Below are 19,473 nucleotides of genomic sequence, written 5' to 3'. Positions count from 1 at the left end.
CCGTCGCGAACTTCTGGGTCCTGAAGCGGGCCTCAGCAAGGGCGTCGCGCGGGCCGAGGGCGGGGCAGGCTGCTCCTCATGCGCGTGCCGATGGTGGAGGACGACGAGGCCGAGGGGCTGGACACGGGGGCGGACAGCTGTCTGTCCAAGCCGTTCTCCTGCGTGGTCCTCACCGCTCGCCTCACGGTGCTCGTCCGCCGTGCCGGGCGACTCGCTCGCGCAGGTCATGCACGACACCCGGCCGCTGCCGCGCGCGGAACACCCGCACGGGATGGGCGACTTCGAGTACGACGGCCTGTTGACCGCCGACGCGTCGAAGCCGTGCGGTCAGCCGGTCACCGGCTGCCAGTGGTGTTCGTCGGTGGGGTGCCTGCCGTTGAGCCAGACCAGTGTCCCGCCGACGAGCCCCGGTCTGTCCCGGGTGGCGAGGGCCGGTGCTTCGAGCATGTCGGCGGTCTCCTCCAAGTAGGTGACGAGGGTGTCGAGTTCTTCGCCGGGGGGGTTCGTTGTACCGGGACCAGCGGCCCAGGTATCCGGTCGCGGCGTCCAGGTACAGGCCCGACGTGGTGTCGGCCGGCCCGAAGGCGACCACCGGGATCCGGGTGGGCGCCCATGCGGTGATCCGGTCCTCCTCGCAGAGGCCGGCGTTGTCGACGTCGAGCCCGGCCTGGATGTCCGTCTTCAGCCGGTGGACGTCGGCCACGGCGTCGACCGGCATCAGCGCGCGGTTGCCGGGCAGGCAGCCCCCGTCGTCCCCTGCCGTGAGCGTCCACAGGACGCGCAGTTCGACGGGCAGGCGGATGCCCAGCTCACCTTCCAGCGCGGCCAGGGTGCCGAGGCCGGCGCCGGGGCGCAGCGCGGCGTAGGAGTCGGGGGCATGGTCCCGGAGCCAGCTGGTGATACGCCGCCAGGCGTCGGCGACCTGGCGTGCAGTGGTCGCCTCGGCGACGGGGTCGGGGCGCTCTTCGGGTTCCTCCTCGGGCTCGGTCTCGGTCTCGGGAAGGGGTTCGGCGGGGCGGGCCAGGGTCAGGAACCGGATCTGTATCCGGTCGGGCTCGCGGATGTAGCCGATGGCCAGGGCCGGGCAGTCCTCGATCACGTCGTCCTCGATCCTCACGGTGAGGATTCCGGGCAGGCCGGAGGGATGCCCCAGGTCGGGATCATCGACCAGTTGTCCCGCCACCGCCTTCAGCGCGTAGGGGACACCGCCGCCGAGTCGGGTGGCGATGTCGTGTACGTCCTGGGGGATCTCGACGTCCACAGTCCTGTGCTCCTTGCCGGTCGAATACCTGAACGACGCTCAGCACACCGTAGAACGTGGGGAGTTGACCGCACCGCCTGACTTCCGGTGCCGTTCCGTCGGGTTCCGCCCTCAGCCCCGCCCCGGCGCCCCCGCGCGCAGGCCGTCCATGACGATGTCCAGCAGCCGGGTGGCCTGGGGGTGCCAGTCGCCGCTGATGTCGATCTGCCAGATGCCGGCGATGGCGCGCAGGAAGTCGCCGGCGGTCACGCCGGGGCGGATGGTGCCGGCCTCGTGGTTGGCGGCGAGCAGGTGCTCGATCGACCCGAGGACCATCGCGTACCCGGACGGCTCCGCGCCCTCCGTCGCGCCGGCCGCCTGGCGCAGCGCGTCGGCCAGCCCGGTCTTGGCCATGATGAAGCGGGCGAGGCGGTCCATCCACACGCGAAGGGCGAGGTCGGGTTCCATCGTCTTCAGCAACTCGGCCGCGCCGTCGGTGAGTTGCCGCACCTCGTGCTGGTACGCCTCCAGGACGAGCGCCTCGCGGTTGGGGAAGTTGCGGTACAGCGTCCCCTGCCCGACGCCCGCCTTCTTGGCGATCGTGCTCAGCGGGACGTCAGCGGAGCGCGACAGTTCGACGAGCGCCACCTCCAGGATGCGCTCCCGGTTGCGCTGCGCGTCCGACCGCTGAGGCGCGCCGGTCCTCGACTCCACTGCCCCTCCTCCTGCTGGACGGCTGTCCGCTTACTCCTCCACCCTAACGCCCGCACGCGTACGCCGTCACCGGCCGATGCGGCACACCCCAGCGCCCCGATCTCACCCACGAAACCGCAGCTCACACCACTCCTCGGCGCCACCCGTACAGATCCCCCCTGCACCTTCGGATCTCTTGTGCGCACCTTCATCCCCGCAAACAAAACGGACAGCCGTCCATTTCTGACCCCTGATCCAGTACGGTCCGACCTCCAAGAACGGGTCGCCGCTGCGCGTCACGCTGGTCCGCTCCGCCGAGGCGCGGCCGGCCTCGCCCGTGCCGACGTCGTCCTGACGGCGTTCGAGACCGACGAGTACGTCGTACGGGCGCTGCGTGCCGGGGCGGGCGGGTTTCTCGGCAAGGCCGTCGAGCCGGGCGCCCTCGTCGGCGCCCGGTACCCGCACCGAGACCGAACTCCCCGTCAGTTCCCGGCTTTCTCCCCGGGTTTCCCCTGCCTCACCGGTCAGAGTCGATGCGTGCGCGGCCCAAGGACCGGGCGCGTACCGGAGCCGCCCCCATCGACCCTCACCTCCCGAGGAACCCATGACGCGGACATTCAGTGGCACGCGTACGGCCCGGACCCCCCAGCAGCCCGCCCCGGACGTCACCCGCACGCCGACGGTCGAGGTCGTCATCCCTGTCCACAACGAGGAACGAGCGCTTCCGGGCTGTGTCCGGACCCTGCACGCGCGATTACGCGACGAGTTGCCCTACACCTGGCGGATCACGGTCGCGGACAACGCCAGCACGGACACGACCCTCGCCGTGGCCCGCGAACTCGCCGAGGAGCTGCCCGGCGTCGGTGTCGTCCACCTCGACCGCAAGGGGCGCGGGCTCGCGCTGCGCACGGTGTGGGGGGCGAGCGACGCGGAGATCGTCGTCTACATGGACGTCGACCTGTCGACCGGCCTCGACGGGCTCCTCCCCCTGATCGCCCCGCTCGCCAGCGGCCATTCCGACCTGGCGATCGGCAGCCGCCTGGCCTCCGGCGCGCGGACGGTGCGCGGCCCGCGCCGGGAACTGATCTCGCGCTGCTACAACGCGTTGATCAGGCTGACGCACGGCGCGCGTTTCAGCGACGCGCAGTGCGGGTTCAAGGCGGCCCGTACGGACGTCCTGCGCCCCTTGCTGTCGAAGGCCCGGGACGACGCCTGGTTCTTCGACACCGAGCTCCTCCTGCTGGCCGAGCACAACGGCCTGCGCATCCACGAGGTGCCCGTCGACTGGGTCGAGGACGTCGACACGCGGGTGGACGTCGTCCACACCGCTGCCGACGACCTGAAGGGCCTGTGGCGGATGGCCCGCCTCAAGGCGTCCGGCAAGGCCCGCGTCGCCGTCCCGGCCCGCCCGCGCCCGGCCGCCGAACACCCGGACGCGGTCCTCGCCCCGCACCAGGACCGGGCCCGACTCACCTGGCAGATCGCCTGTTTCGCGGTGATCGGCGTCGCCTCGACGGCGGGCCAGGCGCTCCTGTACTGGCTGCTGCGCGGCTGGTGGCCGCCGGCGGCGGCGAACTTCGTCTCCCTGCTGGTGCTGACGCTCCTCAACACGGAGGCGAACCGCCGTCTGACCTTCCGGCACTCCACGGCCGGGGCCGGCCGCGCCCACCTCGGTGCCGGTGTGCTGTTCGTCGTCGGCTACCTCGCCACCTCGGGGGCCGTCCTCCTCTTCCGCGACGCCTCCCCCGACGCCTCGACCGGTGCCGAGGCCCTCGTCCTCGCCGTCGCCTCGGTGCTGGTGACCGGCGTCCGCTTCCTGGTGCTGCGGCTGGCCGTGTTCCGCCGTACCGCCGGGGACCTCTGAGAGGAAGCCTTCCGTGACCCACACCACCGAGGTGACGCCGGGCCCCGCCGTACGGCTCCCCGTCGCCGTCCGTGTCCTGCCGCGCCGGGCGGCCCCCGCCGCGCTCGCCGCGATCCTGCTCCTGTCCGCGCTGCTGTACGGCTGGGCGCTGGGCTCGCTCGGCTGGGGCAACGGCTACTACTCGGCCGCCGTGAAGTCGATGGGCGGCAGCTGGACGAACTTCCTGTTCGGTTCCTTCGACCCGGCCGGCGTCGTCACGGTCGACAAGCCGCCGGCGGCGCTGTGGCCGCAGGTCGTCAGCGGCAAGATCTTCGGGCTGCACGGCTGGGCGCTGATCCTGCCGCAGGTCCTGGAGGGCGTCGCCGCCGTGTTCGTCCTGCACCGGACGGTACGGCTCTGGGCGGGCGAGGGCACGGCGCTGCTCGCCGCGCTCGTGCTGGCCCTGACGCCCGTCACCGTGGCCATCAACCGGTACAACAACCCCGACACCCTGCTCGTGCTGTTCCTGGTCGGCGGCGCGTACGCGCTGACCCGGGCCGTCCGGTCGAACAGCACCCGGTGGCTGTGCGCGAGCGGATTCCTGGTCGGGTGCGGGTTCCTGGCCAAGATGGCGGCGGCGTGGATGGTGCTGCCGGCGTTCGCGGCGGCGTGGCTGGCCGGTGCGAGTGTCCCCTGGCTGCGGCGGGTCGGGGCGCTGCTCGCCGCGGGCGCGGTGTGTGCCGTCTCCTCGCTGTGGTGGGTCGCGGTGGTCGGCTGGTGGCCGGGGCGGCGGCCGTACATCGGGGGCAGCGCCGACGGCGGGGCCTGGCAGCTCGTCGTCGGGTACAACGGGCTCGGCCGGATCTTCGGGGAGAGCGCGGGCGGCAGCGGCGGGGCCGGGCTCAGCAGGGCGTTCAGGAGTCAGCCGGGGCCGCTCAGGCTGTTCAGCGAGCAGGTGGCCGGGCAGATCGGCTGGCTGCTCCCGGCGAGCACCGTGGCGCTGGCCGTCGCCGTGACCGGGGCGGTGCTGCGGAGGCGCGGCAGCGGTCCGGCCGGGAAGCGGCTGCCGGGGTCCGGGTGGGTGCTGTGGGGGACCTGGCTGGTGGTGTGCGGGCTGATGTTCTCCGTCCAGGAGGGGACGTTCCACGTCTACTACACGACCCAACTCGCGCCCGCCGTCGCCGCGTTGACGGCCGGGCTGGTCACGGCGCTGGTGCGGGCACACCGGGCGGGGGCGCGGTGGGCGCTGCCGGTCGGGGCGGGGACCGTGCTGGTGAGCGCGGCGTGGGCGGTGGCCGTGATCCGGCGGGTGCCGTCCTGGAACGGGTGGCTGGGCTGGGTGGTGGCCGCGGTGGCGGTGGCCGCGCTGGCGCTGCTGGCCGGGGCGGCGCTGAGGCCCCGGCTGTCGGTGGCCGCGCTCGGCGGGGCGGTGGGGGCGGTGCTGCTCGCGCCGGGCGTGTGGGCGGTGAGCGTGCCGGCCGAGGCGGGGTCGGTGGCGGCCGGGGTGCCGCCGTCGGCGGGGCCGGTGTCCTTCGGCGGGCGGACACTGGGCGGCGGCGGACCCTTGCCGCAAGGGATCGAAATCCCCGGCGACGGGAGCCTCCCCAAGGGGTTCGTGCTGCCGCAGGGCTTCGGCGGCACCGACCTCACCGCCGCCCACCGCGAGATCCTCGCCTACGCCGCGGCCCGCTCCGGGGGCGCCCGCATCACCCTCGCCGTCGACGGCGGCGCCGTCGCCGCGGGCGCCTTCGTCCTGAACACCGACGCCACGGTCATCGGCATGGGCGGCTTCGTCGGCGCCGACGACGTCCCCTCCGTACGGCAACTGGCCGAATGGACCGGTGACGGTGAACTCCGCTACGTCCTAGGCTCGTCCGGCGGGATCGCCGCCCTGCAAGGCGGCGACGCCGGTGCGGAGCGGACGAGGTGGCTCGCAGAGAACTGCGCCGAGGTCCCCGCGAAGGACTACGGCGGGAGCGGCTCCGCTCAGGGACGCATGGCGGGCGGTGCCGGAACGGTCCTGTACGACTGCGCCCCCGGGAGTCGCACCCCGTGACGTCCTCCGGCAGAACGGAGCCCCGCCATGCCCGACGCCCCGGTCCCCGCGCACCGCCTCCTCGTGGTCGAGGACGACCCCGGTATCCGCATGCTGCTGGAGTCGGCGCTGCGGCTGTCGGGGTACGAGGTCCTCGGCGTCGCCACCGGCCGGGAGGCCCTGCGCGCGGTGGAGGCGAGCCGTCCCGACCTCGTGCTGCTCGACATCATGCTGCCCGACCTGGACGGCATCGAGGTCACCCGGGGCCTGCGGGCGTCCGGGGTGCGTACGCCGGTGCTGTTCCTCACGGCGCGCGGTGAGCTCGCCGACCGCATCGCGGGCCTCAGCGCGGGCGGCGACGACTACGTGCCCAAGCCGTTCAGCATCGAGGAGGTCCTGTTGCGCATCCGCGCCATCCTGCGCCGCACCAGCCCCGAGAGCCCGGACGGCGCGGGTGCCGGGGTCCTGCGCTTCGCCGACCTGGAGGTGGACGAGATCGCGCACGAGGTGCGCCGCGCCGGCGAGTACGTCCCGCTGTCGCCGACCGAGTTCAACCTGCTGGTCTACCTCATGGAGAACACGGGCCGGGTGCTCAGCAAGCACAAGATCCTCAACCAGGTGTGGGGCTACGACTTCGCGGGGGACGGCCGCATCGTGGAGACGTACATCAAGTACCTGCGCCGCAAGATCGACCGCTTCGATCCGCCCCTCCTGCACACCGTGCGCGGTGTCGGCTACTGCCTGCGGCTTCCGCAGGGCCATGGTGCGGGAGGCGGCGGATGAGCCCGCGGTGGACGGCTCGTCCCCGGTCGCTGCGCGGCCGGCTCGTGTGGGGTGTGTCCCTCCTCGCCGCGGTCGTGGTCCTCACCACGCAGGCCGTCGGGGTCGCGGGCATGCACTCCTGGCTGCTGAACCGGGTCGACCGGCAGCTGAGGCATCTGGAGTTCTCCGACCAGGTCTTCGCCCCGACCACCGAACCGGTCGTCAGGTCGACGCCGGGCGCGATCACCCTGCCCTCGGACTTCCGGGTCACCTTCTACAACGCCTGGGGCGCGAAACAGAGCACGCTCGGCGAAGGCGACAGGCCAGGCCCCCGGCTCGCCTCGACCACCGCTGAACTGGGCCTGAAACTGGGGCACGTGACGACCGTTCCCGCCGAGTCCGGGGACGGCCGCTGGCGGGTCCTGCGGCGGGAGAGCCCGGCGCGCAGCACGTACGTCGTCGCCCTGCCGTTCGACAGCCCGCAGGCCGTCCTGTCGAAACAGCTGCTCCTCAGCACCCTCATCCTCATCGCGGCCGTCGCCGTACTGATCGTCGTCGTCCGGGCCGTGGTCCGGCTCGCGCTCCGGCCGCTGACCCGGATGGAGCGTACGGCGCAGGGCATCATCGCCGGGGACCTCGGCCTGCGGCTGTCCGACACCGACCCGCGCACCGAGACCGGGCGCCTGGGCACCGTGCTCAACGACATGCTCGACCGGCTCCAGCAAGCCATGCGGCAGCGGGAGTTCTCGGAGGAGCGGCTGCGGCGCTTCGTCGCCGACGCCGGGCACGAGCTGCGCACCCCCCTCACCACGGTCCAGGGCTTCGCCCAGCTCGCCCTGCGCCACCCCGACCGGCCCGCCGCACAGCGCCGCGAGGCCGACGAACAGCTCGCCCGCAACGCCGAACGCATGAACCTCCTCATCGACGACCTGCTCCTGCTCGCCAAGCTCGACCAGGAGCCCGCCTACCGCCGCGACCCCGTCGACCTGCTGTCCCTCGCCGCCGACGCGGTCAGCGCGGCGGCCGTCCGCGCGCACGGCGAACACCGGGTGACGCTCAGCCCGCTCGACGCGGACACCGAGGACGCGGAGCTGGAGGTCGTCGAGACGGTCGGCGACCCCGACCGGTTGCTCCAGGTCGTCAACAACCTCCTCTCCAACGCCCTCGTCCACACGCCGCCGGGGACGCCGGTGGACGTACGGGTGGGGACCACGCTCCGGGGTCCGCGAGGCGACACCGGCCGTGCGAACCGTACTGATCACGCCGACCGCACCCCTGTCGCCGTGATCGAGGTCGCCGACCGAGGGCCCGGGCTCTCCCCCGCCGACGCCGAGCGCGTCTTCGAACGCTTCTACCGCGCCGACCCCTCCCGCTCCCGCGCACGGGGCGGCAGCGGCCTCGGCCTCGCCATCGCCTCCGCGGTGGCCCAGGGCCACGGAGGCCGCGTGGAACTCGACACGGCCCCCGGCAGAGGCTGCACCTTCCGCCTCGTCCTCCCCCTTCCCGTCCAAACTTCGACGGCACCTGAGCACCGACCGGGGAAGGAGACGACGTGGACCGGATGACGACGTGCAAGCAGTCGGGCAACGGGCAGAGGCCGTGCCCTGACATCTGTCAGGGACGGGAAGCCTTCGGTGCGGCTTACAGTTCGATGCGCCGACGTCGGGGTTCTCCGGTCCGTTGCCGGGCCTGGAGTCGGTGATGTCCATGTGCTGCATCTCTGGGAGATCACCATGCTGAAGCGGAGTTCCGCGGCCCGTCCTCGGCGCCCGGACGGAGAAAGTGCCCTCCGGTCGGACAGGAAGGCACTTTCGTAGGTCCGTCTCGCTCACACCGTGATCAGGTGCGACAGCGACGTCAGGGCACGTACTGCACGTCGACCAGCGTGATAGTCGTGGGAATTCGGCAGTAGGCGTGGGACTGAGTGCCGTCCGCCGCCACCCACGGCCCGTAGTTGACGTTCACGCTGGAGCCGCTGCCGCAGGTGAGTACCACGCGCTGCTGGCCGCTGCCCCCAAAGCATTGCGAGTGGCCCCAGCCGGGGCTTTCCTTCGTGACCGTGCACGGAGGCGGTCCGGCTGCGGAGGCTCCGGGGGCCGAGAGCAAAACACCGCTGGCAGCAAGTGCGAGAACACCTGCTCCGGCAAGGAAACGAGATTTCATGTCTTCTCCAAATTTCTGCGCCCAATGATTCACAGCACAACCACGCCACTGACTATCGCATGATCCACACGGGGGTGTCATCGAATCAGAGGCACAGAATGCATGGCGATCAATAACATGCTCGTTATGACAGCAAGGCACGTATGAAAGGTTGGCCTTCTCCATGAGGGCATCCGTACCGAAGGAACCGAGCATTCATCAGCTTCGGCTCTATCTCGCATTGAGCGAGGAACTCCATTTCGGACGCGCTGCCGCGCGCCTGTTCATCACGCAGCCGGCGCTGAGTCAGCAAATCAGAGAACTGGAGAAACGCTTGGGGGTACCGGTGGTCGAGCGCACCAGCCGGACGATCACCCTCACCGAGGCAGGACAGGCCCTGCTCCCCGAGGCCAGGGCCGCGGTCGCGGCGGTCGACCGGCTACGGCACGTCGCCGACGCACAGGTGCGCCAGACCTCCGGACGGCTCGTCGTGGGAACCATGGGAGCCGAGGCGTCCATGGCACACACCCGGGCCGTACTCGGCCTGCTGCAAACCCGTCACCCCGGGACAACCGTGCAACTAGTCGACCTCGGCCTGGGCGATCACCTGGCCGCGCTCGCGCAGCAGGAGGTCGATGTGGTCTTCCTCCGTCCGCCGGTGACGGACGACATCGAACTGCACCACCTGGCCACCGAGCCACGAGTGGCCTGCCTCCCCGCCGGGCATCCCCTGGCGGCCCTGCCCCGGCTCACCCTGGCCCAGCTCTCCGGCGTCCCGGTGGTCTCCATGCCTGAGCAGGTTCCGCGGCTGTGGTGGGACTTCTGGGCCGTCGATCCACGGCCCGACGGCAGCCGCGTCCAATACGGCCCGATGGTCACCGACATGGAATCGCTGCTTTACACGGTGGCCGCTGGAGAAGCGATGTGCTTTCTCCCCGCAGCCGCCCGCGATTACTTTCCCCGCCCCGGCATCAGATACCTCGACGTGGTCGACCTCGCCCCCTCCACATCCGCCCTCGCCTGGCTGCGGCGAAGACGTTCCGAATCCACCATCGAAGCCGTTCGGCACGCTGCGCACGAAGCCACCAGACAGGGCCTCACCGACGCCCGACGGCACACCTGACGCTCCGAACCCCACCGCCCGCCACGCCCGCCCGGACAGCCCAAAGCCGCTCCAGGCCGTTTCCCGGCATGGAGCGGCCAGAAGGCACCAGCGCTTATCGCCTGATGTTCAGGCAGGCGGGGCTGGTCGACGAACCGTCCGAGTAGATCCACGCGGAGCAGACCGAGTCTCCGTCCGGCAGGTCCCAGCTGCCGTTCCAGTCGAGGTGCGAAGCCTCGCCCGAACGCAGGGTGACGGTCGGCCCGTTGAGGTCGATGTGGCCCCACTTGCTCCAGACGTGAACGTGCCCGGTGACGGGGGTCGGGGTCCCGAGGAGCGCGACCTCGAACTTTCCGCTGGCCCGGTAGACATGTGTGCTGGACCCGCAGACCCACACCGTGTTCCGGCCGCCGCCGATGTTGTGGCTGCCGTTCTTGCAGTCGCTCTCCGCGGCGGCCCGAGTCGTGGAACCCGTCGTTTCCGCGTGAGCGGTCGAAACGCCGAAGGAAGCGGTGAGAGCAGCGGCGGCGAGAACGCCGGCCGCCGCACGGAAGATCCGCATGAAAACCCCCGTGGGTCGGGTGGTGAATGGTCGGAATCGCTGCCGGGAAGCCCCTGTCGCGCACGAAGGGATTTCCCACTCGGACCGGTTTCCCGGTCCATTGCGATGTGCAAACCCTCGCACAGTGGAGTTCCGATTGTCAGCATCGACAAGCGTGAGGATCTCCATTCGATCGATAAGGCGCCCCTTATGACTGGAGGAGAGTGCGAGAGACATTCGCCAATTGCGCTTGGGAGCTCGTCTCCCGACTGCTCGCTCCGGCCGAGACATCCCCTCCCCCCTGACCCGCCCCTGAGCGATCCCCGACCTGACCCGGAAAAACCTCCGGCGGAGGCACCGCACAGGCACCAGTGCACCTAACGTGACGACGGCACCCCGGCCGGGTCCGCATGTCTGACGCAACCGCTTCCTTCACGAGGAGGATCCATGCCGTTGAGGGGCAGATCCGCCGTGCGGCGCATCGCCGCGCGGGGCACGGCCGGGGTGGTGGGTGCCGCCATGGCGGTCATCACCGGCCTCGCCGCCGCTCCCGCCGTCCACGCGTCGCCGTCTGCCACCGGGGCCCTGCGGTGGGCACCGTGCGCCGGCCCGGCGGAGCCAGGGGCCGAGTGCGCCAGTCTTTCGGTGCCGGTCGACTGGGCCCGCCCGGACGGGCCGAGACTCGACCTGGCCGTGGCCCGCCGCACGGCCGGCGACCCCGGCGCACGCGTCGGCTCGATGGTGTTCGGCCCGGGCGGGCCGGGCGACTCGGGTGTGGAGATGGTGGTGGACCGTATCGGCCGGTTCAGCACAGAGGTCCGCCGCAGGTTCGACATCGTGAGCTTCGACCCGCGCGGCGTGGGCGGCAGCAACCCGGTGGCCTGCTCCGGCGGCCTGCTCGCCGAGCGGCCGTCACCGGAACTGAGGAGCCAGGCGGACTTCGACGCGACCGTGGCGTACAACAGGCGGCTGCGCGCCGACTGCCGGGCCCGGACCGGCCCCGTGTTCGACCACCTCGACACCGCCCAGACGGTCCGGGACCTGGACGCCCTCCGGGCCGCCCTGGGCGAGCGGAGACTGACCTTCCACGGCAGCTCGTACGGCACGCTGCTCGGGGCCCAGTACGCCGAGACCTACCCGCGCCGCGTACGCGCGATGGTGCTGGAGAGCGTCATGGACCACAGCGTCCCGACCACCCGTGACTTCCTGCGGTCCGAGGCGGCCACGGCAGAGGATTCGTTCCGGGAGTTCGTGAAGTGGTGCGACGGTGCGGAGGAATGCGTACTGCACGCCCGTGACGTCCGCGCCGTCTGGCAGGGCCTGTTGGCCCGGGCCGGGCGCGGCGAGCTGGCGGACCCGGCGCGGCCTGGCACCCCGCTGTCGTCGTCGGACCTGGTCAACAAGGTCGCGTTCCGGAAGTTCTACCAGGCCGACTTCGCGGGCCTGGCCACGGCGATCGCGGAGATGGACGCGAGCAGGCCGCTGCCCGCGTCGTCCACCTCGGTGGCGCCGCTGCCTCCGGCCACGCCCGTCTTCTGCTCGGACTGGCACCTGCCGGTGCGCGACTACGCCGAGTACGCCTCGCTCGTCGCCATGATGGGCACGACCGCGCCCAACCTTCCGTACCTCCTGCCGATCCACATGGCCGCAGCGTGTCTGGGCACGCCGACCGCGAACCCGCAGCACCGCCTGGACGTACACGGTGCCCCGCCGATCCTGCTCGCCAACGCGCTGCACGACCCCGCCACCGGCTACCCGTGGGCGGTCTCGGTGGCCCGGCAGCTCGGCCGCGGCGGCGTACTCCTCACCTACGAGGGCCACGGCCACGGCAGCGTCACCAGCGGCCCGTGCATGGAGAACACCGTGGACACCTACCTCACCGACCTGGCAGTCCCACCCCACGGCACCCGCTGCCCCGCCGTACGGTTCTGACGGCCTGTACGTGAGTCGGCGCGGGGCGTCCCCACCGGTCGGCCAGGAGACCTGGAGGGTCAGCCGGGTCACCGCCGACTGCCGGGCGTCGGTGGGGCGTTGGGCGGTGAGCGGGAGGCGGAAGCCCCTGTCCTCGCGACCCTTGCCGGACGGCATGGACACGGCGGGGGCCTTGCCGCCGGGCCGGGGGCGCAGGGTGGCCCGGTCCCCGGTGATGGGGCCCGGTTCTGGCCGTTCCCGCGTGCTGCCTCACGGGCGCGGTTTCGGGGGCCACGGCCTGCGCGACCGGTCCCGGCGCGGCGAACGCGAGGGCGGGGAGCATCCCCCGCCTGACCGGCTTGGGTGGCAACGCGTACTCCTCCGGTGTCCGGCTCCGCGCCGGAATCCGACGGTTCGGCAACCGGGCCGTCGGCCAAGGGACTTGGGCCGCGGTGGCGCTGGTCGCGAGCGTCCAGGCCGGAAGGGTTTTCAGCGACGGAACAGACCGACGCCCCCTACCGGCGCGCCATGCTGCTCACCGCCCGCGCCATCACCCGGTCCGAGCTCGCCTGGCTCTATGAGGCACTGGACACCCGGCCCACCGAAGAGACATGACCACGCGCCCTCGGAGCGGGCCGGCTCAGGACTCCAGCCGCACCCTCACCCTCCGGTTCTGCCGTCCCTTGCTCTCCACCTTGACCACCTTGATCCGCCCGATCTGCCGCGTGGAGGCGACATGCGTGCCCCCGTCGGCCTGGACGTCGAGCCCGACGACGTCGACGATGCGGACCTCCGCGAGGTCGGGCGGCGCCTTGAACTGGGTGCGGACCAGGTCGGGGATCTCCTGGGCCTCGTCCTTGGGGAGGACCCGTACGACGATCTGGCGGTCGGCCTCGATCTCGGCGTTGACCCGGTCTTCGAGGCTCTGTTTGAAGCCGGCCGGCACTTCGGGCAGGTTGAAGTCCATGCGGGCCTCGCCGGGCTCCATGTTGTTGCCGGTGACGAGGGCGCCGAAGTCGCGGAAGACCGTGCCGCACAGGACGTGGAGCCCGGAGTGGGTGCGCATGAGGGAGGAGCGGCGTTCGTCGTCGAGCGCGCCGGTGACGGTGGTGCCCGCCACCGGGACGGGGTCGCCGGGGGCGGGGAGGAGATAGAGGTCGTCGCCTTTGCGGGTCCCCACGATGCGGGTCTGGACGCCCTGCCAGATCAGGACGCCGTGGTCCGGGGGCTGTCCGCCGCCGCCCGGGTAGAACGCGGAGCGGTCCAGGACGATGCCGGCCTCCGGTTCGGCGGGGTCGGACCACAGGACGGTGCACTCCCATTCCCTGAGGGTGACGTCCTCCCAGTCGAGGCGGTGGGTACGGCCATGATGATTGATCCCCATAGCTGAGTGGAGGGACGAGCCCGGCCGGGCCTGTTCCCCGGTCTCCTTCCTGGTTGTGTCGTCTATACCGAGCGGCCCCCGTCCCACGTCACGGCCCGCTCACCACAGGAACCGTACGAGGGCCGCGGTGGCCGCGCCGAGGGCCACCACGAGCAGGAAGGGCGCCCGCAGGAGCGCCGCGACGAGGGCGACGCCGAAGCCGAGGGCGCGGGCGTCGAGGACGAGGCGGTGGTCGGTGGTGAAGGTCTGGATCGCGACGAGGGCGGCGAGGACGGCGACGGGCAGCAGCGCGGAGATCTCCTGGACCTGCCGCTTCTCCAGGACGGACGCGGGGACGCAGAGCCCGGCGAGTTTGAGGAGGTACACCCCGGCGATGCCGAGGATGATCGCGGTCCACATCAGCGCTTTCCCTTCGGGTCCTGGTCGTTGGCGGTCCGGCCGCGCGCGGCGAGGGCGACGAGGCAGGCGACGAGCCCCGCGACCAGGACGGGGAGGCCGGCGGGCAGGACGAGGGCGGTCACGATGGCGGTGGCCGCGGCGCCGGCGGCCACCGCCCAGAGGCGGGGTGTCCGCAGCCGGGGCATGAGCAGGGCGACGAACGCGGCGGGCGAGGCGACGTCGAGTCCGAGTGCCTCGGGGTCGGGCAGGGCCTCGGCGCCGATCGCGCCGGCGAGGGTGGCGAGGTTCCAGCAGACGAACACGGCGGTGCCGGTCGCCCAGAACGCCAGCCGGGCGGCGCGGCGGGTGGGCTGTCCCATGGCCATGCCGGAGCTCTCGTCGAGCACCAGGTGCGCGGCGAGGACCCGGCGGGCTCCGTGGACCCGCAGGAGCTGGGAGAGGGCGAGGCCGTAGAGGCTGTTGCGTACCCCGAGCAGGACGGCGGTGGCGGCGCCGGTGACCGGGTTCCCGCCGGAGCCCATGACGCCGATCACGGCGAACTGCGACGCTCCCGAGAACATCAGCAGGGACAGGACGCAGGACTGCGCGGGGCTGAAGCCCGCGAGGACGGCGAGGGCTCCGAAGGACAGTCCCAGGGCGCCGACGGCCAGGCCGACGCCCACCGAGTCACGGATGACCGCGGTCCTGCGGCGGGGCCAGTCCTCGTCGCCGTCCGGGACGGTTTGCGGCTGGGGGTCGGGTGCGATGGTGCCTCCGCTCATCGGGGGTGCGGTTCTTCCAGGACGACGGTGAGTTCGGCGTGGGCCTTGGCGCAGGCAGCGGTGGCCTCGTCGGCGGTCGGGGCCCAGGAGATCACGTGTCCGAGGCGGTGGTAGGCATTGCGGGCGGGCTGGACCCGCTGTCCGGGTACGGCGGTCACGACGACCTGCCGGACGGCGTCGACGGCGCGCGCGGCGTCGGCGCCGTCGACGCGGGCGAGGGTTCCGGCGCGGTCGGTGAGCAGGAACTGGATGACGGCGACGCCGTCGGGGGGTGCCGCGGTGTGGGGGCGCAGGCCCAGTGCGATGCGCAACTGCTGTTCCTGGAGGGTGAGTCCGGTCGTGAGCCGGATCAGTTCGGGGATCATCCCGCCGGCCGGGCGCCCGTTGATCTCGATGACGACCGGGCCGTCCTGGGTGAGGCGGACCTCGGTGTGCGCGGTGCCGTCGGTGAGTCCGACGGCGTCCAGGGCGCGCCGTACGGTGTCGGTCAGTGCGTGCGCGGCGTCCGGGGCGAGCGGTGCGGGGAAGACGTGCCGGTGTTCGACGAAGTGCGGGTGGCCGGTGAGGTGTTTCTCGACGATGCCGACACACCGGGTCTCGCCGTGCCGGGTGATGGTCTCGACGCTGTACTCGGGGCCGTCGAGGTACTCCTCGATCAGGGCGGCGCCGGCGGTGGACTGGCCGCGGACGTTGGTCTCCTCGGCCAGGATCCGCCGTACCTGGGCGCGTACCTGATCGGGGGTGGTGCAGAGCAGGACGTGGTTGGAGCCGCTGTCGTCGACGGGTTTGGTGACGCACGGCAGGCCGGTGCGGGCCGTCGCCGCGTCCAGGTCGTCGGCGGCGGTGACCGTGGCGAAGCGGGGCTGGTGGATTCCGGCGTCGCGCAGGGCGTGCCGGGTGCGGGACTTGTCCCGGCAGCGGGCGACGGCGTCGACCGGGCTGCCGGGCAGGCCGAGCCAGGCGGCGAGTTCGGCGGTGGCGGTGAGGTAGAAGTCGCTGGTGGTGGTGATGCCGGCGATCTGTTCGCGGCGGAACTCGCGCAGGATCGTCTCGCGCAGGGCCGGGAGCGCGTTGGTGTCGCAGGTGAGGACGTCGGCGCCGGTGTCCGTCAGGCCCCGGTAGCGTCCGGGGTCGTTGGTGAGCAGGACGGGGCGCGGGCCGAGGCCCCGGGTGAGGCCGAGGGCGAGCATGCCGGTGCCGGTGGTGTTGGACTCGATGAACAGCAGGCGCTGCCCGCTGTGCGAGCGGTCGATGTCCTCGGCCCGCGACCAGGTCTCGGCGGTCTGTCCGGAGCGGGCCGAGATGGTGGCGGGGGCCGGGGCGGCGGTCTGGGCGTCCAGGGCTTCGGCGGCCCAGTAGCCGTCGTCGTAGATCGTGTCGACGTACCGGTCCCCGCGGTCGGGCAGGATGCCCACGATGCGGGTCCCGGGCTCGGCGCGGGCCGCCAGGTGCCGCACGACCCGGTAGACGGAGCCCGAGGTGTTGCCCGCGAAGATCTGCTGTTCCCGGGCGAGTTCGCGGGCGGAGGAGAGGGCTTCGCGGTCGTTGAGCCAGTGCACCTCGTGGATGAGGCGCCGGTCGAGGTTGCCCGGCATCAGGCTGTTGCCGAGCCCGCTCTGCCGGCGCCCGGGCCGGTCGGGCTGCCCGAACAGGACGCTGCCGACGCTGTCCACGCCGACCACGCGCAGGCCGGGCAGGGTGTCCTTCAGCGCGCGTGCGGTGCCGCAGAGCGATCCGCCGCTGCCGACGGAGCCGACGAGTACGTCGAACTCGCCCAGGTCGTCGGTGAGTTCTGCGGCGAGCAGCCGGTAGGCGGCGGGGTTGTCGGGGTTCTCGTACTGGTCCGGCCAGAACGCGCCGGGGAGGTCGGCGCGCAGCCGGTGCAGGAGTTCGAGGCGGGCGCTCTGCCAGCCCTTGCCGGTCATCGCGTCCACGATGTGCACCTCGCAGCCGAGGGCGCGGAGTTTGGCGAGGGTGACGCGGTCGATGCGGGGGTCGGTGACGATGTGGACGCGGTGTCCGAGCGCCGCGCCGACCAGGGCGACGCCCAGGGCCATGGTGCCGGAGGAGCTTTCGATGATCGGAGCGCCTTCGGCGAGGGTGCCGCGCCTGCGGGCTTCCGTGATGATGTTCCGGGCCACGCGGTCCTTCATCCCGTACAGGTTCTGGAACTCCAGCTTCAGGTAGGTCTCCACGCCGTCCGCCGCCTCGACGGGGGCGCGGATCACAGGGGTGTGTCCGATCGCTGCTGTGACGCTCTCAAAGAGCATAGTCGCCTCCGGCAAGTCCGGTTCGCCGCACGGTGGATGACGGTTCGTCACAGGTGCGGAACACGGTGATGGCGCCGGGCAGTTCGGCGCATTGGGCGCGGGCCCGTTCGACGCGTTCCCGGTGGCCGGCCGGGTCGGTGCGTCCGTCGATCAGGATCCCGAGGTAGGTGCCGCTGTGCGCGACGGCCAGGCCGAGCCCGCCGACCTCCCGGCAGATCTTCCGCATCCGCTCGAACCGCAGACCGGGTACGGGGCCCAGGTGCAGTTCGGCGCTGCGGGTGGCGATCTGTCCGACCGCGGCGAGGTCGCGGGCGCGGACGGCGGTGGAGAGCGCGTCGAGGAGTACGGCGTACTCGCGGCGGGTGCGGCGGTCCGGCGCGGGGGCGGTGCGGTTGAAGCGGACGGTGTCGACCGTGCCGCCGCTGTCGTGGGCGACCACGGTCAGCGCCGGCAGGAAGCCGAGCCGTTCGCGCAGCCGTACCTGGCGGTGGTAGTAGCTGACGACGCCCGCGTACATGACGCCGTCGGACGGTTCGATGCCGCGCAGGAAGCGTTCGGTGGTCTCCTCGTCCAGGGGGACGGCGAGGGCGTCGGCGACCGCGCGGGCGGTGGCGACCAGGTCGGCCGAGGAACTGGCGAGGCCCTTGCCCTCGGGGATGCGGCCGGTCAGTTCGAGGACGCCGCCGTCGTGGCCGTAGGCGCGCAGCATGCGGGTGGCCAGCAGTTTCGCCTTGGTCTTGCCGGGCGGGTGGACGGAGACGGTGGCGCCGGCGGTGGGCCGGAACGTGGCGTGCGCCCAGGCGTCGAGGGGGAGGGTGACCAGGAAGCGCCGCCCGTCGGGCAGCATGCCCTGGAGGAGTTCTCCGAAGGTTCCGTTGGCGGTGCCGAAGCCGGTGGTGGGGCTCATACGAGGCCCAGCAGGCGGTCGGTCCCGGTGAGCGCGTCGTGCACGCGGGCGTCGCGCGCGTCCCAGGCCGATGCCGCGTCCTGGAGGGCGTCGGCCTGGGCGGCGAGCAGGCGGCGTACCTCGGCGGGGTGGGTGGAGCCGGCGGAGCGTTTGCGGTGGATGCTGCCGTGCACGTCGAAGGCGGTGGCGAGGGCCTGTTCGGGTGCGGTGAGCGTGTGGCCGTGGTCCTGGGCGGCGCGGCGCAGCAGGTCCGGGCGCGGTTGGCGGGGGGTCAGGCCCTGTTCGAGGGCGGTCTGGATGTAGGTGCCGGCCACCACCTGCGCGGTACGCCAGGGGATGCCCTCGGCGAGGGTGAGCTGGTTGGCGAGGGTGAAGCCGCCGACGTACTCGCGGGAGCAGGCCGCGGCCATCCTGTCGGTGCGGAGGTCGAGGTGTCCGGCGACGGCGGTGGCCAGGGCGAGGACGGAGCGTGCGGTCAGGAAGGCGGACAGGAGGTGGGCGCCGGCCTCCTTGGAGACCTCGACGGAGTTGGCGTAGGCGGTGTTGCGCTGTCCGGCCAGGGTGTCGACGTGGAAGGCCGTCAGGTGCGCGGTCCGGCCGCGGATGCGTTCCAGCAGCGGGAAGTTCTTCTTCTGGGGCATCGCCGACGAGATTCCCGCGTAGGCGTCGGGCAGGTCGAGGAAGCCGTACTCGCTGCCGCCCCAGGTGATGAGGTCGGTGGTGAAGCGGCTCAGGACGGTGCCGAACAGGGCGAGTTCGCCGGTGATCCGCATGGCCCAGCCGCGGGACGCCACCGCCATCAGGGCGTGGCGGCGCGGGGTGCGGAAGCCGAGCAGGCGGGCCGCGCTGTGGCGGTCCCAGTCCAGTTCCTGGCCGGCCATGGCGCCGGCTCCCAGGGGGCACTGGTCGATGTCGTCGTAGGTGGCCAGGAGGCGGCCCGCGGTCTCGACGACTTCTTCGGACAGGGCCGCGAGGTAGTAGCCGGCGGTGATGATCTGTGCCGCCTGGGCGTGGGTGTAGCCGGGCATGACGGTCTCGGTGTGCCGGGCGGCCGTCTGGCGTACCGTCTCGCCGAAGGTCAGCAGGGCGCGGGCGGTCAGAGCCAGCTGGTGGCGGGCGAACATGAGTTGGGCGCAGGCCTGGAGGTCGTTGCGGCTGCGGTCGGCGTGCCAGGCGACGACCGGGTCCGTCAGCCGGTCCGCCACGTGGCGTTCGACGGCGAAGGCGATGTCCGACAGGTTGCGGTCGGGGTCGGCGGTGAGGGTGTCGGCGGTGATCTCGTGCAGGGCCTCGCCGATCCGGCGGGCCTCGTCGGCGGTGATCAGCTCCATCCGCCGGTACTCGACGGCCAGGACCTTCTCGATGGCCACGTACCAGGGCAGGAGGTGTTCGGTCTCGAAGGCGAACTGCGGGGCGAGGACCTCGTCGTGGAGCAGCCGGTGCGGGCCGGCGGAGACCCGTCCGGACAGGGGCGTGCTCACGG

General features: G+C 72.2%; 15 protein-coding genes and 1 pseudogene. 7 read left to right on the top strand and 9 right to left on the bottom strand.

Features of this window, described 5'->3' with window-relative positions:
• Window positions 1-96: 96 nt before the first annotated feature.
• Window positions 97-216: pseudogene (locus PV682_RS17370) on the top strand (response regulator transcription factor); the annotation flags it as partial.
• Here PV682_RS17370 and PV682_RS17365 read toward each other — a convergent pair.
• A complete protein-coding gene (locus PV682_RS17365; protein WP_319731070.1) occupies window positions 182-1,261 on the bottom strand; it encodes an SMI1/KNR4 family protein in 1,080 nt (359 codons plus the stop codon). The pseudogene PV682_RS17370 and the gene PV682_RS17365 sit on opposite strands and share 35 nt — an antisense overlap.
• A 111-nt stretch (window positions 1,262-1,372) precedes the next feature.
• Entirely contained in the window at window positions 1,373-1,954 is a 582-nt protein-coding gene (locus PV682_RS17360; RefSeq protein WP_319730714.1) for a TetR/AcrR family transcriptional regulator, read from the bottom strand.
• A 583-nt stretch (window positions 1,955-2,537) separates the two neighbouring features.
• On the opposite strand from PV682_RS17360, the gene PV682_RS17355 reads away from it, so the two are divergent.
• The 5 genes from PV682_RS17355 to PV682_RS17335 all read left to right on the top strand — a co-directional run bounded on the left by PV682_RS17355 (window position 2,538) and on the right by PV682_RS17335 (window position 9,838).
• Window positions 2,538-3,797: a bifunctional glycosyltransferase family 2/GtrA family protein gene (locus tag PV682_RS17355; protein ID WP_319730712.1), complete on the top strand. Its 1,260-nt coding sequence runs from the start codon at window positions 2,538-2,540 to the stop codon at window positions 3,795-3,797.
• Between the two features lie 13 nt (window positions 3,798-3,810).
• Window positions 3,811-5,832 carry a glycosyltransferase family 39 protein gene (locus PV682_RS17350; RefSeq protein ID WP_319730710.1) on the top strand — a complete coding sequence of 674 codons (2,022 nt, stop codon included), beginning with the start codon at window positions 3,811-3,813 and terminating at the stop codon, window positions 5,830-5,832.
• A gap of 27 nt (window positions 5,833-5,859) precedes the next feature.
• Window positions 5,860-6,594, top strand: coding sequence for a response regulator transcription factor (locus PV682_RS17345; RefSeq protein ID WP_319730708.1), 735 nt, complete (start codon window positions 5,860-5,862; stop codon window positions 6,592-6,594).
• Window positions 6,591-8,138, top strand: coding sequence for a sensor histidine kinase (locus tag PV682_RS17340; RefSeq protein ID WP_319730707.1), 1,548 nt, complete (start codon window positions 6,591-6,593; stop codon window positions 8,136-8,138). Before PV682_RS17345 ends, PV682_RS17340 begins: the two co-directional genes overlap by 4 nt.
• A gap of 761 nt (window positions 8,139-8,899) precedes the next feature.
• Window positions 8,900-9,838 carry a LysR family transcriptional regulator gene (locus PV682_RS17335; protein WP_319730705.1) on the top strand — a complete coding sequence of 313 codons (939 nt, stop codon included), beginning with the start codon at window positions 8,900-8,902 and terminating at the stop codon, window positions 9,836-9,838.
• 94 nt (window positions 9,839-9,932) lie between these two features.
• Here the strand turns inward: PV682_RS17335 and PV682_RS17330 are convergent, their stop codons facing one another.
• Complete coding sequence (locus tag PV682_RS17330; RefSeq protein WP_055719449.1) at window positions 9,933-10,379, bottom strand: hypothetical protein; 447 nt, start codon at window positions 10,377-10,379, stop codon at window positions 9,933-9,935.
• A 426-nt stretch (window positions 10,380-10,805) separates the two neighbouring features.
• Between PV682_RS17330 and PV682_RS17325 the strand changes: the two genes are divergently transcribed.
• Window positions 10,806-12,290: an alpha/beta hydrolase gene (locus PV682_RS17325; protein ID WP_319730703.1), complete on the top strand. Its 1,485-nt coding sequence runs from the start codon at window positions 10,806-10,808 to the stop codon at window positions 12,288-12,290.
• Window positions 12,291-12,909: 619 nt separating this feature from the next.
• Here the strand turns inward: PV682_RS17325 and PV682_RS17320 are convergent.
• The 6 genes from PV682_RS17320 to PV682_RS17295 all read right to left on the bottom strand — a co-directional run bounded on the left by PV682_RS17320 (window position 12,910) and on the right by PV682_RS17295 (window position 19,471).
• On the bottom strand, window positions 12,910-13,653 hold the full coding sequence (locus PV682_RS17320; protein WP_319730701.1) for an alanyl-tRNA editing protein: 744 nt from the start codon (window positions 13,651-13,653) through the stop codon (window positions 12,910-12,912).
• A gap of 99 nt (window positions 13,654-13,752) precedes the next feature.
• The gene (locus tag PV682_RS17315) at window positions 13,753-14,052 is read right to left on the bottom strand and encodes an AzlD domain-containing protein (RefSeq protein ID WP_055719446.1); all 300 of its coding nucleotides are present in this window, start codon (window positions 14,050-14,052) and stop codon (window positions 13,753-13,755) included.
• Complete coding sequence (locus PV682_RS17310) at window positions 14,052-14,813, bottom strand: AzlC family ABC transporter permease (RefSeq protein ID WP_319730697.1); 762 nt, start codon at window positions 14,811-14,813, stop codon at window positions 14,052-14,054. Before PV682_RS17310 ends, PV682_RS17315 begins: the two co-directional genes overlap by 1 nt.
• On the bottom strand, window positions 14,810-17,083 hold the full coding sequence (locus tag PV682_RS17305) for a pyridoxal-phosphate dependent enzyme (protein WP_319730696.1): 2,274 nt from the start codon (window positions 17,081-17,083) through the stop codon (window positions 14,810-14,812). The genes PV682_RS17310 and PV682_RS17305 overlap by 4 nt, the downstream gene beginning before the upstream one ends.
• Window positions 17,073-17,990 carry a GHMP family kinase ATP-binding protein gene (locus PV682_RS17300; RefSeq protein ID WP_319730694.1) on the bottom strand — a complete coding sequence of 306 codons (918 nt, stop codon included), beginning with the start codon at window positions 17,988-17,990 and terminating at the stop codon, window positions 17,073-17,075. Before PV682_RS17300 ends, PV682_RS17305 begins: the two co-directional genes overlap by 11 nt.
• Window positions 17,987-19,471, bottom strand: a complete 1,485-nt coding sequence (locus PV682_RS17295; protein WP_319730692.1) for an argininosuccinate lyase — start codon at window positions 19,469-19,471, stop codon at window positions 17,987-17,989. Before PV682_RS17295 ends, PV682_RS17300 begins: the two co-directional genes overlap by 4 nt.
• Between the last annotated feature and the right edge of the window lie 2 nt (window positions 19,472-19,473).

Source organism: Streptomyces niveiscabiei (assembly GCF_033794345.1).
In the GTDB taxonomy this organism is placed as follows: domain Bacteria; phylum Actinomycetota; class Actinomycetes; order Streptomycetales; family Streptomycetaceae; genus Streptomyces; species Streptomyces niveiscabiei.
Note: the sequence above shows the minus strand (reverse complement) of the source record. Positions and strands in the feature narration are given on the sequence as shown.